11 protein-coding genes are annotated in these 14,119 nt (G+C 47.1%); 6 read left to right on the top strand and 5 right to left on the bottom strand.

What is annotated here, in order from left to right; all coding sequences use genetic code 11:
- Positions 1-270: 270 nt before the first annotated feature.
- Complete coding sequence (locus H7T88_RS04485; protein WP_221787236.1) at positions 271-1,326, bottom strand: M23 family metallopeptidase; 1,056 nt, start codon at positions 1,324-1,326, stop codon at positions 271-273.
- 220 nt (positions 1,327-1,546) lie between these two features.
- Between H7T88_RS04485 and H7T88_RS04490 the strand changes: the two genes are divergently transcribed.
- The 3 genes from H7T88_RS04490 to thrS all read left to right on the top strand — a co-directional run bounded on the left by H7T88_RS04490 (position 1,547) and on the right by thrS (position 6,650).
- Positions 1,547-2,314 (top strand): response regulator transcription factor, encoded by a 768-nt coding sequence (locus tag H7T88_RS04490; RefSeq protein ID WP_221787239.1) that lies wholly within the window; start codon positions 1,547-1,549, stop codon positions 2,312-2,314.
- Positions 2,311-4,062 carry a sensor histidine kinase gene (locus H7T88_RS04495; protein ID WP_221787246.1) on the top strand — a complete coding sequence of 584 codons (1,752 nt, stop codon included), beginning with the start codon at positions 2,311-2,313 and terminating at the stop codon, positions 4,060-4,062. Before H7T88_RS04490 ends, H7T88_RS04495 begins: the two co-directional genes overlap by 4 nt.
- 563 nt (positions 4,063-4,625) lie before the next feature.
- Entirely contained in the window at positions 4,626-6,650 is a 2,025-nt protein-coding gene (gene thrS, locus H7T88_RS04500; RefSeq protein WP_221787255.1) for a threonine--tRNA ligase, read from the top strand.
- A gap of 4 nt (positions 6,651-6,654) precedes the next feature.
- On the opposite strand, the gene H7T88_RS04505 is transcribed toward thrS, so the two are convergent.
- A complete protein-coding gene (locus H7T88_RS04505; protein WP_090917990.1) occupies positions 6,655-7,518 on the bottom strand; it encodes an SDR family oxidoreductase in 864 nt (287 codons plus the stop codon).
- A gap of 161 nt (positions 7,519-7,679) precedes the next feature.
- On the opposite strand from H7T88_RS04505, the gene H7T88_RS04510 reads away from it, so the two are divergent.
- Positions 7,680-8,234 carry a hypothetical protein gene (locus H7T88_RS04510; RefSeq protein WP_221787257.1) on the top strand — a complete coding sequence of 185 codons (555 nt, stop codon included), beginning with the start codon at positions 7,680-7,682 and terminating at the stop codon, positions 8,232-8,234.
- Positions 8,235-8,374: 140 nt separating this feature from the next.
- Positions 8,375-9,109 carry an MBL fold metallo-hydrolase gene (locus H7T88_RS04515; protein WP_221787260.1) on the top strand — a complete coding sequence of 245 codons (735 nt, stop codon included), beginning with the start codon at positions 8,375-8,377 and terminating at the stop codon, positions 9,107-9,109.
- An 863-nt stretch (positions 9,110-9,972) separates the two neighbouring features.
- Here the strand turns inward: H7T88_RS04515 and H7T88_RS04520 are convergent.
- Both H7T88_RS04520 and H7T88_RS04525 read right to left on the bottom strand, forming a co-directional pair.
- Complete coding sequence (locus H7T88_RS04520) at positions 9,973-10,422, bottom strand: transposase (RefSeq protein WP_221787262.1); 450 nt, start codon at positions 10,420-10,422, stop codon at positions 9,973-9,975.
- A gap of 224 nt (positions 10,423-10,646) precedes the next feature.
- Complete coding sequence (locus tag H7T88_RS04525; protein WP_221787265.1) at positions 10,647-11,930, bottom strand: XRE family transcriptional regulator; 1,284 nt, start codon at positions 11,928-11,930, stop codon at positions 10,647-10,649.
- A gap of 246 nt (positions 11,931-12,176) precedes the next feature.
- On the opposite strand from H7T88_RS04525, the gene fabV reads away from it, so the two are divergent.
- Positions 12,177-13,373 carry an enoyl-ACP reductase FabV gene (gene fabV / locus H7T88_RS04530; protein ID WP_221787266.1) on the top strand — a complete coding sequence of 399 codons (1,197 nt, stop codon included), beginning with the start codon at positions 12,177-12,179 and terminating at the stop codon, positions 13,371-13,373.
- 49 nt (positions 13,374-13,422) lie between these two features.
- On the opposite strand, the gene brfA is transcribed toward fabV, so the two are convergent.
- Positions 13,423-13,704 carry a ribosome rescue factor BrfA gene (gene brfA / locus H7T88_RS04535; protein ID WP_221787267.1) on the bottom strand — a complete coding sequence of 94 codons (282 nt, stop codon included), beginning with the start codon at positions 13,702-13,704 and terminating at the stop codon, positions 13,423-13,425.
- Between the last annotated feature and the right edge of the window lie 415 nt (positions 13,705-14,119).

Genomic DNA, 14,119 nt, shown 5'->3' on the forward strand with positions numbered 1-14,119 from the left:
TCCGGTGATAAAGGCGCTAAGCTTATGCTTCCGATGTAGCTTTCTTGCAGAAAGCTTTTAGCTTCGCTTTTTCAGTTTTTTTCTGTCCTCTCCGTTAAAGTGTAAATAAAATTTTCACCTTATCCAGCTCTAATCTCATTCACAACCAAGTTCAAGACTATAATTAATTATAGACGCTATTATAATGGAAAAAGGAAGCTGGCGTACAGCATGTAGAATATCCATACCTACACAACAAGCGTTAGCCAACAATAGTGCCGTCTTACCCGCTTACTCCGGCAGTCCCTGAACGGTATTCCCCCTTGTCAACTCCTGGCTCTGATCGGCCCAGCGAATATTGAGGGAACGTGACGTGAACAGGTCTGGACCATCGGATACCTGGAAGTGCAAGTGAGCTTCACTGGAGTTGCCCGAATTACCCAGATCCCCGATGTGATCCCCCTGCTTGACTTTTTCCCCTTTTTTCACCGCTACACTGCCTTTTTTGATATGGCCCGTGATACTGTATTCTTTATTGCCATGATCGATAACCACATAATTACCCGCCGGTTCTTCCGGATTCATCACGCCGGGTACATTATCCTCGATATCATTTTTGATCTCAACTACCGTACCATCCGCAGCAGCATAGAGCGGCTGACCAAACGCATAATAGTTAGCATTATCCTTGGCATCGCCCTGATAACTCGCCCCGTCTTTCGTCTGAACAATATCGAGTGCATAGCGCTGTGTTTCATGCTCGTAATGATAATTCTCCATAACACTATGACCTCCCCAGAAGACATACATCTCTCCTTTCATCGGGAACTGAAACTCAGTCTTGGTCAGCTTGTTATCTGTATCGGGATGTGGTTCCAGTGGAGTAATGCTTAATCCGGCAATCTGATGATCTTCTGTAAAATAAGCGAGGATCCCCTTGGTTCCTGAATCGTCTGTCCACGCATGTTCCGTCAAACCATTCATCTCAGAATCTACCACCTGCTTCCACGACTTCACTCCTTTCAAAAAGCTGTCAGCAGACGCCTTGAAATCTTCCGAGGAAACAGCTTGCTTCATGTCAGGAGTAAACTGATTATAAATGGCATCTTTGGAGCCCTTCGTCAATGTATCCATGAGATTATCCGGTGTTACCTGTTGAGCTGTCGAACCATCATTTTGTTCTTTGCTTGAAGTGTCACCGTCATCCTTTTGATCCTTCACCTGTTCTGTAGCTTGCTTCTCAGCCTGCTCTGCTTCGTCGGAGGTAATTTTGTTACTTGTACAAGCAGAGAGTACAGCACATGCTGTCACGGTTAGAAGGAGTAGTTTCCATTTCCTATTCATCATTCAACACCCTTTCTGTTTATCTTTTCTTACTTACCTCAAATCTACATCATGAGTCTTATGGTTTGTCTAACCTTCACTTACATCTAGTTAAATTTATCGCCCTACCTAAGCTTTATAATTAAGCTTCTGTTAAGGCAACCTATCTTCCAATTGGTCTCAAGAATGTTATGATGGGCAATATACCAAGAAAGAGAGTTAAGAAGGAGGTTAGCATTACATCATGGATCATGTCTCACTACTGCTTGTTGATGATGAACAAGCGATTTTACATATGCTCAAAACCGTACTGCTCAAAGAAAAGTTTCTCGATATTGATACGGTCACTACAGGTGAAGCAGCGCTCGAAGCATGCAACAACAAAACGTATCATTGTATCGTGCTTGATATTATGCTTCCAGGGAAAAGCGGCTTGGAAATCTGCCCTTTTCTAAGGCAGGTCACAGATGCTCCTATCCTGTTTCTAACCGCCAAAACAACGGACTATGACAAACTGACCGGATTTGCCGTTGGCGGTGATGATTATGTCGTCAAACCGTTTAACCCGCTGGAAGTTGTTGCAAGAATTAAATCGTTGCTTAATCGCTATTTGCCTTCTAAGACAGTCGTTTTGCAGCAACAACAAAACATTCCATCACACGTAAATACGTCATCTTCTGACCTATCACAAGGCATTTATGATTTTGGACGATTCCAAGTATTCGAACTGGCTGGGGAGCTTCGCGTTGAAGGACAGGCTGTAACCTGCCCGGCACTGGTGTTCCAGTTGCTTCTCTTCTTCTGCAAACATCCGAACCGAATCTTCACCAAGTCTGAACTGTATGAACGGGTGTGGGGTTCAGAAGCCATTAGCGACGATAACACCGTTATGGTGCATATCCACCGCATTCGGGAACGCATTGAAAAAGATCCTTCCAATCCGGCTTTTCTTGTTAATGTGCGCGGTTTGGGGTACAAACTGATCCAGCCTAGCAACCTGTCACGGACATGAGTATTCGCCGTAAGTTATTAACTCGCTTCATCGGTATGCTCACTGGCACGGTCATTCTGATTATTTTGCTAGGATCACTGGCTACCATTTGGGTTTTGCAAAAAGTGAATGAAGTGAATATTGTAGATGACTTCGCAGTTAACGGACTGGATCAGCTCATTAATTCAGCGGAGATCATGCCGGACAATACCATACGCTATGATCCCGAACTATTGAAGCAAGTCGATAAAAATCAGGGCTGGCTGCAGGTGCTCGATGAAAAAGGTTTTGTTATTGACGATTATCACGTTCCTTCCGATGTGCCTGCTCACTACAAACCTGGCGAATTAATTGCCTACTCGGAAGGTAATAAAGAATTTCCATACCAGCTATCCATGCTGATCCGGGAGAAGGACGGGAAATATTTTACGTTGTTATACGGAGAGCGAAATGCGGCCAAATCCTTACTTGATGAGATCCGTCCAAAGCTGTCGTATGAGGGCGGCAAACTGACTGTGAAACCTGCGGAGCAAGAAACGATTCGCAAAGCAGATGCCTACATCCAAATATTGGACCCTTATGGAAAAGAAATCGACTCTTATAACAAACCGGCCGTAGGCGTGCCGAACCAGTACAGTATTCAGGATCTCGTTCTCCAAGTTCGTTACCCGAATCGTTCAGGCATATCGGTCGCCACATGGTACGATAACCAAAACGAAACGACCTGGATGGTAAGTGTACGGATTGATTCAACTGTCGTTGAGAAACAGAATCCATACGCTTTTATTCTTGAACCGGCGCTAATCGTCCTAATCTTGTCCATCGTTGCGCTGCTGATTTTACTCGCTTTATGGTACGCTAATCGATTCGGTGCTCCGATGCTGCACATGCTTCAGTGGTTGCAACGTCTGGAGAAAGGACAGTATGAGGAACCAACCGGGGCAGCAGGTATTCCGCGGAGCCAACGCCGCAATGGAAAATGGAAACGTAAATACCAAGTGTATGGCGACGTACTCCACTCCATGCAAGCTTTGTCCCATACACTCAAGCAGGATGAGGAACTACGGAAACAAACCGATTCCCTTCGAGAGGAATGGATCGCTGGCATCACGCATGATCTCAAGACACCTCTTTCCTCCATTCAGGGATACGCGCATATGCTGGAAACGGACAAATACACCTGGACGGCTGAAGAAGTTCGAGAATTCGCAGGCATCATGATCGACAAATCCATGTATATGGACAGACTTGTGAACGATCTTGCGATGACCTATCGGTTGCGGAGTGGAGGATATCAACCTGAGGTTGAACGAAATGACGTAAATACGCTACTTCGTAATCTCGTGCAGCGAGCCGAGCGCAACCCTGCGTACGGTGAAGGACGTATTGTCTTTCAATCTGCAGACGCGCCTGTCTATGGGCTAGTACACGTTCCTTCTTTTGAACGGATTGTAGATAATCTCACCGCTAATGCTCTGCTGCACAACCCATCCGAGTCTGTCCTCGTTGTTCGTGTCGAGGCGGGTGAACGTGACGGTGAATTTACAATCGAGTTTGCCGATAATGGACGAGGCATGAGCCCCGAAACCGTATGGAAGCTATTTGAACGGTATTACCGTGGTACAGATACGGGAACAAGTGATGTTGGATCAGGACTCGGCATGGCTGTCACCAGAGGCTTAATTGAGGCAATGAAAGGTCGAATTGAAGTGTCTTCCACACCTGGAGAAGGAACAACGATTCGATTAATCTGGATGCAAAATGCATAAGAAATGGGCTAGCCTGCATTTGAATATTCCACTTGACCTTTCCATTTTCAGTCTATATAATCGGTTCTCAAGTAACACCTGTTCCGATGGTTACATTAAGTTTTGCATACTACAGGATCAACAGATCTGAAATATCCCTGTGTTATTCAGCTCGTTGCATCCTTCATATTTAGCGATGACCAGAGACATGATTTGCATTGCGTGCTGCCCAGAGAGAGAAGGGATTGGTGAAACCTTCTTCAGCGAACGAATTCAAGTTACCCCTCTGTAGCCGTGGTCTCGAACCTCCGACGATGTACAGATATTGCGCAGATCATCTCAATAGATTACTCCAATCGATGATTCCGCAAGATAGTTACTCGTACGGTCAGTAGAGTTCACCGCCTGATCCCCGTTAACGGATTCCAATGAGGGTTATGATGGTTCTGTTTGCGGCGGCTGGCCGAGAGCAGAATGCAGCATAACCAAATTAGGGTGGAACCACGAGCCAAGCGCACTCGTCCCTTCTCCGGGACGGGTGTTTTTTGCGCTTCCAACACAAAAAATATGGGAGAGTGGTTCACATGAGTCAAGAAAAAAATGAGTATGCAAGCGAGCATTTATCCTTGGGTGATCAGCACGCAGAAGTGTCTGAGTCGTTGGCAGCCAAATCGTCGATTGAAAAGATTGAAGTCCAGTTGCAAGGCGGTGCTGTACGTAGTTACAAAGCAAGCATCACTGTAGGCGAAGTTGCCTCTTCGATTAGCACAAGTCTTGGTAAACAGGCGATCGGTGGGATCGTGAATGGCCAGAATGTCGATCTGAGCGAAAAACTGGAGCAGGACTGCGAACTCATCATTGTTACACTGGATAGCGAGGAAGGTCTGCACCGATATCGTCACAGCACAGCACATGTGCTGGCACAGGCACTTAAACGGTTATATGGCACAGACCACGTGAAGCTGGGTATCGGTCCGGTCATTGAAGATGGATTTTACTATGATGTAGATCTGGAGCAGTCCCTCTCCATCAGTGACCTAGATGCCATCGAGCGGGAAATGAACAAGATTATTCAGGAAAATTGGCCCATCCGCCGCAAAGTGGTTAGTCGGGTGCAAGCCTTGGAGCGATTCGAAGCCATCCATGACCCTTACAAGCTGGAACTTATTCGTGATCTGCCAGAAGACGCTGAACTTTCAATCTATGAGCAGGGTGAGTTTTTTGACTTGTGCCGCGGGCCTCATCTCCCATCCACTGGCCTTATCAAAGCCTTTAAACTGCTGAATGTCGCTGGTGCCTACTGGCGTGGAAATTCCGACAACAAAATGATGCAGCGTATCTATGGCACTGCTTTTCCGAACAAGGCCCAGTTGCAGGAACATCTTCACATGCTGGAAGAGGCGAAAAAGCGGGATCACCGCAAGCTTGGCAAAGAGCTGGAGCTATTTATGTTCTCTGAGGAGGCGCCTGGCATGCCCTTTTATCTACCCAAAGGCATGACAGTTCGTACAGAGCTGGAGCAATTTTCACGGGAACTGCAATTGCAGGAAGGGTACCAGGAGGTTCGTACTCCGCTCATGATGAACAACCGACTGTGGGAACAGTCGGGTCACTGGGAGCACTACAAGGATAACATGTACTTTGCGGACGTGGATGACGCTACATTTGCCTTAAAACCAATGAATTGCCCAGGACATATGCTGATTTTCAAAAACACACTGCATTCCTATCGCGAATTGCCGATTCGCATGATGGAATTCGGTCAGGTTCACCGTCATGAATTCTCAGGAGCCCTGAATGGTATGATGCGGGTGCGGACGTTCTGTCAGGACGATGCCCATCTCTATGTGATGCCTGAACAGATTGAAGACGAGATTAATTGGGCCATCTCCCTGATTGGACGGATGTACGATATTTTTGGCTTCGATTATAAAATCGAGCTCTCCACACGCCCCGAAGATTCCATGGGCTCGGAAGAATTGTGGGATCAGGCGGAACAGGCGTTACGCAATGTGTTAGACGCCCGCGGTGTGGAATATCGCGTTAACGAAGGCGACGGCGCCTTTTACGGGCCGAAGATCGACTTTCATATTCTTGATGCGCTGAAGCGAAGCTGGCAGTGCGGAACGATCCAGCTTGATTTTCAGATGCCGGAGAAATTCGATCTTACTTATATCGGTGAAGGCGGTCTGAGACACCGCCCAGTCGTGATTCATAGAGCAATCTATGGCTCGATTGACCGTTTTATCGGCATTTTGACTGAGCACTATGCAGGTGCGTTTCCACTCTGGCTGGCTCCTGTGCAGGTTAAGCTGATTCCCGTATCGGATCATTATGCCGACTATGCACTTGAGGTGCAAAGTAAGCTACGGGCAGCGGGTATCCGTGTGGAAACTGATCTACGCAGCGAGAAGCTAGGCTATAAGATTCGGGAAGCCCAAATGGAAAAAGTCCCTTATTCGCTCGTACTTGGTGAACAAGAGAAAAATGCCTCATCCGCCTCTGTCCGGGCATACGGTCAGGGAGATCAAGGCATGCAACACATCGATGCTTTTGTCCAGATGATTCAACACGCGGTGATGAATAAAATTGTGCTCGGACAGGTATAAGAGGTTATAACCTCTCGTCAGGTTGCAAACCAACCTGTTCTTCGCTCCACGTCCATAACTGCTCGGCAGCCGCATCATCCAAAGCATGCTCTTTCAAGCGCTGCTCCTTCTGCTGATAAAAGTATCGCCCAGTCACCCCGGTGACATCTGGACTTGTTGCCAAGTAGATTGCAGTCCGGGCCCCTTCCTCTGGTGTCAAGAAAAACGGCAACTTGGCTGCAAGTGCCATGATGCGGGTGCCAAATCCGGTGTTGCGATCCACTCCGATGCTGGTTCCTACCGCACCTGGATGTAAACAGTTCGCCGTAACGGAAGTTCCCGCGAGCTTACGAGCAAGCGCCCGTGTGAAAAATACGTTAGCCAGCTTGGATTGGGCGTAACTTTTGATCGGATTATAGCCTTTTCGCAAATGTGGATCATCAAAATGAATTTTACCGGCTTTGTACGCCCCAGAAGACACATTTACAATTCGACCCTGTTTAGACGCTTTCAGTGGTTCAATGAGAAGCAACGTGAGCAGGAAGTGACCCAGGTGATTAATGCCAATGCTCTGCTCGAAGCCATCTGACGTTTCTTTGCGCTTCACCATCACCACGCCCGCATTATTCACCAGTACGTCCAGGTGATCATAGCGCTCGCGGTACTGGCGTGCAAACTGACGGATGCTGTCCAGCGAACCGAGATCACACAGCATCAGCTCGATACTGGTCGATCCGGACTGACGCAAGGCTTGTTCAAGCGCCTCTTGTCCTCTCTTTTCGCTGCGGCAGGCCATAATGACGTGGTACCCTTGCTTGGCAAGTTCAATGGTGGTGGCCAGCCCCATCCCTGAGTTGGCTCCTGTAACGATGGCTGTCTGAATGGACATGAGATGCCCTTCCCTTCTGAACCGGAGGTTCCGGTGAATTATTTTGACGCTAAGGCATTATGTTCCAGAATATGAGATAATGAAGCGATCACCTGATCAGCAACATTCATGATAAGATCGTGCTCCATTCACATCTCGGTACCTATGGGAGGACAAGTCGTATGCTAACCCAAGAGGATTTCAAACACGTCAAGAAACTCGCCAAGCTTGAGATTAAACTGCTGGAAAAGGAATATCGCGATATTCTGAACCATGACGATTCCTCAATATATGAAGAATACGAATGGCTGAACGAAGAACAGTCAAGCGAGCTTACCCGCAAACGCAAAAACCGGAGATACGCATCGTTAACTGTGGAGTTATGCTCTATTATGGAACAGATGTTATTACAGCTTTACAAACGGACGTATCAGAAAAAGTTTAATTCGACCCAGCTCATGAAAACTCCTGCTTACCGGGCACGCTCCAACATGGAGATGCTGGAGTCCGAACTGGGCAAGCAACATATTGCTTTGAAAGCGGGCAAAGAGCCATGCAGCATAGCGCTCCATCAGGCGTTCCAGACAAGGAACAGATTAATTCACGAGAACTTCTCGTTCGTAACGATCGTAAAAGACGGCAGCAATGAAGAGGACACCTTTGAAACCATTTTACATGCAGTAAAAAAATATAGAAAACATCTGAGCTATGAACCGAACGTTCAGAATAAGGAGTAAGTAAGTGATTAAGTGATTAATTACTTAATCGTTGCTTGATGCATAATGGGAAAATGTACAAGGTACAAGCTGAGTTCACTGTACCTTTTTAAAAATACAACCATATAAGGAGGTGCTCCGGACACATATCCGGATATTTTATGAGCCAACCTATACCATCCATCACAGTGCTAACACTCAACATTCCAACACCTTCGGGCAACAGCCCTATTCATCCTGTGCTTCTTCAAGACGAAGACGGGTACACTCTGGTTGACACGGGCATGATTGGCCAATTTGCCGAATTACAATCTACACTCGAAGAGTTGAACGTCCCTCTCTCCGACATTAAACGTGTGATTGTAACACATCAGGATATCGATCATATTGGTAATCTGGGTGCTCTGCTGGATGCTATTCCAGGCCTAGAAGTTTGGGCTCATGCGGATGAAATTCCTTATTTGACAGGTGCAAAACCCCTGATCAAATTCACGCCGGAACGTCGCGCCATGTTGCCCGCTCCTGTGCTGGCTCTGGCAGATCAATTGTTGATGCAACTGCCTGAGATCAACATCAGCAGAACACTTGCGGACGGCGACATCCTTCCGCTCCAAGGCAGAACACAGGTGATTCATACACCGGGACATACGCCAGGCCACCTGTGTTTTTATTTTAGCGAGCAACAGTTCCTGCTTGCTGCCGATGAACTGCGCGTCGTTGAGGATGAACTGGTCGGCCCAGCGCCGCCAGCAACGCCGGACATGCCTGAAGCACTGCGCAGTCTGAAGAAGCTGACCGGCCTAACGGTAGATCAAGTTCTCTGCTACCATGGCGGAGAATATACAAAAGAGCCTGCAAAGCGCATCGCCGAACTGGCTGAGAATTCGGAAGCTTAGGTGTCATGCTACATTTCGTTACCGCCGTACAGTGTTAACGTTTAAGCATTATAATTTATGGGTGCGGCACACTGTTTAGCATTTGAATCACGTAAAATCTTCTCACAGTGTACATTGGTACACTGACTTTCTAAGTTGGTTTGTGCGTTCTCTCATATCTAAGTGCCATAGTAGATTACCTGTAATTCAAAAGCTGCCCTTCGTCTGTATATGGCGGGGACAGCTTTTTCTGAATTTTATCGCGATGGATGCAACAGTAAATGAACAGAACAGAACAAAGCTATATCGAGTGTTGATAGGCCTCCACTACCAGTGGCTGAGTATTTACCTTCTAGCTATTCAATACACCGTAGTCCGCCAAAAATTCTAACCATCACCAGAGAGCTTATTTACTCCAATTTAGTGACGATTTCGCCCCCCATTATGCGCATTTTAGGTGAAATAGCGTCTGTAGAGATCGTTAGAGTTCTCAAACCCTCAAAAACCGCAAAATAAGCTCGCCTGTGATCGTTGCTATGAACGTTTTATTCAAGCCCAGCACACAAATACTGCAATTTCGTCGAAGTCCTAAGCGCGGGGGTCCATATGCGAGCGACGGTTGGCACGCTGCTATCCGTGGGTTGGTTACCACATGGTATGCCTTCGTCAAGGAGAGCGGTTGTAAGCTAGAAACGCACGTTCAGCCCACGTAGAGCCTAGTGCAAACGATCAACACAGATTCTCTCCTGAACCTTTTCATGAACCCCCGGGCGTAAGACTCCGAGTTTTACCCTATTCCCTTGTGACGAACGTCTCGGACAAATGCAAAACAACTTACTTTGCGTTCCGCTCCATGGTTCGGGCAACCGCCCAAATAAAGCCCATCAGTCACGTCCTACAGCGGCAATCGCTACATTGGGATGCTTGTGTTTTCCAAAGATTAGGCGGCACTTTGCATGTAGCCTGTTCTGCGCTTTCCATGAAATCTGCTGCACATCCTCAGACAGACCTTCTAAACGGATCGCCAGATCCCCTTTAATCGCAGGTCGATGACGGTAACTCCAGGCCGATTCAATCAAGGTTAGATGTAGGCGCCAATTGCCTGTTTTCGTGATGGAGCCTCGTTTAGTGCTGGCTCCAGACGAATGCTCACAGGGAACCAGACCCAAGTAAGCCATAAGCTTCGACGGGGAAGCAAACCGGGCGAATGAACCGATTTCCGAAACCAGCGTCACCGCCGTCAGAAAGCCAATGCCACGAAGGGACTGCAAGATAGCCACCGAAATTTTCTCTTTGGATACATCTAAACTGATGAATTTTGTGGTAGACTTCATAGTGATAGCTCTGAAATGGTGGTTTTGTCACTTTCCATTTTAACCTAAGAGTGCAGCAATATGGAGGGCTATCCTTGTTTACGTTCATCATAGCTAGAAATAAACTTCCCTGTCCTGCCCTATTCTAAGCTTGTCTTGCTCTTACTCTTACTTTACCTTATGCTTGTCTTGTCCTGTCTCATTGCCTTAACCTACCTACCCCAGCTAGCCTCACGGCCTAACCTTTACTTCGTTCTCCGTAGCAAATACACCAGCTTGCGATAATAACCTGCCGCCTCTTTGTACCGCCGCTGATCCTCACTCACCACAGCCAATCCTTCATATAGGGATTCCAGGCGTAGCGGTTGCTGCACAGACTCAAAATACGACAGACAAGTCAGGGCTTGAGTTATAAAGGTGTCCTGTTCTCCGTGTGCGAGCGCCAGCTGACTTTGATAAAAAACCGCATTCATTCGCTGATCCTCTGTGACAGCACAACTTAACAGTTGATCCACACTTTGCGCCAGCATGCCCCAGCTTTTCCTAGCGGAGGCAACCTCACAGCGATACACCAAAAGCAACGGCTTCATCGCCTGTTGCGTCTCATTCGTTTCTCCCTGAAGCAAGCTTTCGAAACGCTCAATCTCAGCCTGTGCCTGATCTAACTCCCCTGACATCGTCAACATGACAATTCGATTGTTCGCAATGGCCGTTACCAAGTCACCCTGATTTCCGGCGTAAACCAGATTCGCCTCAGCCATCGACAATGCGGACAAAGCTTCCTGCAACAGTCCCATCGTAAAGCAATACCCGCTGTATGCCACATACAGACCAGACAAACGATGAAACAACCGCTGGTCATACACATGTTTCATCGTCTGCTCAAATGTGCGCTTCGCATCCTCATACTGCCGGGTATGAATGTATGCCTCTATCTGGATATTTTGGATCGACAGCCATAGCTCGCTTCCTGGCTCCGTCAGGGCGCTCAGTCTTGTCACATGAGTGAGCACGTCCACATATGCCTGCTTGGATCGGTAATATTGGATTTTGTAAAATAACAAAGCCTTCGTAAGCGGCCTAGGTAGCTGTATGTCATCCGGGCGGCCATACTTCTCCAAATAAAAATTCAGATACGATATATGTATATATTCATGCGCAGCGGCGTCATTTAACTGCTGGTAATACACTGCCTTCATTAGAGCAGTCGTCAGTTCCACCGTAAGCGAATCATCCCGATCATCCAGAGCATGTACCGTTTCCTCCGGGATCGCCGAGGCTGGAACCGACATTTGTACAAAGATCGCTTCTGCTCTCGCAAGTGTCTGTTCATCCTGCACTGCTGTTCGCAAAAGATAGGAGGAGCTTACACCCAAGCGCTCAGCAATACTCTCGGCCAAATCTTCGGGCAGTGGATAACGCTCTGCCAGGATGTTTGCAAAATGCGCCTGCGTAACCAGACCTTCTACGAGGTCCTTACGTGAGATTTGTTTTCGTTTGCTCAAAAACTCGATCCGTTCTTTCAGCATAACAGGTCTATCCTTTCATTATGACAGTCTACTCTTTCTCTATAGCGAGTCTATCATCTCATCATCCCAAAATGAAAGCCGAATTGCCACCCCCGTACTATCCTTCCAGTAAAATTGACAAAACGGTTTCCGTTTCGAACGTAATTGTTTTACAATAGGGAGGATGTATACGTACAATGTACGAAAAAAGCATGATGAATCGATCCAATGTTACACATGAATTGAACACGAAAGGGTGCCACAACAATGATTATTAAACCAAGAACACGTGGTTTTATTTGTACAACTTCTCATCCTGTCGGCTGTGCGGCACAAGTGCAGGAGCAGATTAATTATGTAAAATCCAAGCCAGAGATTCAAGGCCCCCGCAATGTGCTCGTCATCGGCGCGTCCACAGGTTACGGACTGGCTTCGCGCATCGTCTCCGCTTTTGGAGCAGGCGCTAATACAATTGGTATTTACCGTCCCTCCAGCTCTACGGATAAACGAACAGCTTCTGCTGGATGGTATAACTCTGCGGCATTTGAGAAGGCTGCGGATGCCGCAGGTATTAAATCCTACAGCATCACCGGCGATGCTTTTGCCAATGAAACCCGTGATAAAGCTGTTGAACTGATTCGCAGCGAATTGGGTCAAGTGGATCTGGTCGTATACAGCGTTGCTTCGGCACGCCGTACCGATCCAAATACAGGCGAAGTGTCCAACTCCGTGCTGAAGCCGATTGGACAAGCGTACACCAACAAAACCGTCAATTTCCATACAGGTGAGATCACTTCAGTGACTCTCGAAACAGCGACAGAAGAAGAGATTCGTCAGACGGTTAACGTTATGGGCGGAGAAGACTGGAAACTGTGGATGGATGCACTGAAGCAAGGCGGCGTACTCGCAGACAATGCAACAACGATTGCCTTCTCTTACATCGGCCCTGAGCTGACACAAGCCATTTATCGTGAAGGCTCCATCGGTCAAGCGAAAGATCATCTGGAAGCAACGGCGCGCAAAATGCATGAGCAACTGAGCGCAAAAGGCGGACGTGCCTACGTTACCGTAGCCAAAGCACTGGTTACACAGTCCAGCTCGGCTATTCCAGTTGTGCCACTATATATTTCCGCATTGTATAAAGTGATGAAGGAAAAAGGACTGCATGAAGGATGCATCGAACAGTTGCAACGGCTGTTTGCAGATCGTCTGTACGCCGGCGGTGAAGTGCCAACAGATGAGCAAGGACGCATTCGGATCGATGATTGGGAGATGAGAGCAGACGTACAGGAAGAAGTGGCGAAGATCTGGAACGATCTTACGAGCGAGAATATCTACGACCTGTCCGATCTTGAAGGTTACCGCCGCGAGTTCTTCCAGCTGTTTGGTTTCGAAACCGATGGCGTCGATTATGAGGCCGATGTGGATCCAAACGTGGAAGTACTTCATCTCGTTCAGTCATAAGTTTAATGTATATTGCATCCAAGGAGGAGATTCCATGCTTCTCCTTTTTTTATTTCCGTACGTCTCCGTACGTCTCCTTACATCCACGCACACATTCATCACCTTTTCCTGACCTACTCGGCTCGAAGATAAAATAAAAAGAAGCACCACCATCCTGGATGATTTGCTTCTTGTGTTTGACCTTTTGCAATTTTTCGTTCTTGGTTGGTGTCAAGCGAACATGTTGCGATAATGCGCCATAATTTCCATTCACTCTGCGGCTTTGCTCTGGGGTCCATTGTCCGGACCGCTCTGCTTTGCGTAGTGCCTTTTGTGTCTGTGTACGTGCCATAATGATGAACACACTCCTTCAGTTGAACTACGTTCAATATATCATGTGTAACGTTGCAAGTGAAGGTGCAACCAGCCCAAACTCATATATATCCGTATACAATCGAGACCACTCCTCGTTAACTAAGGAACGAAGGAGTATTCCAAGTACTCAAAGAAAAACTTGGGCTCCTGCTCCTAGTTTGTAACCTCCCATAGTTGAACGGAAAAGAACTATCTTTATATACTAAAATTGAGGCCTTTACATCTAAGTAATCTTAAACTTGTTTAACAAAAAGTCATAACGTCTCTTTAACCATTGAAGTGACCTACTTATGATCTTTGTAAATACATATGTATGAGTAATCCAGTAGGACGTCCAATTTTATAAAAAAAATAATCCCAACCTTTATTTCTCCTGGCACACTATATAATTG

The sequence above is a fragment of the Paenibacillus cucumis (ex Kampfer et al. 2016) genome (assembly GCF_019748695.1).
GTDB classification, from domain to species: domain Bacteria; phylum Bacillota; class Bacilli; order Paenibacillales; family Paenibacillaceae; genus Paenibacillus; species Paenibacillus polysaccharolyticus.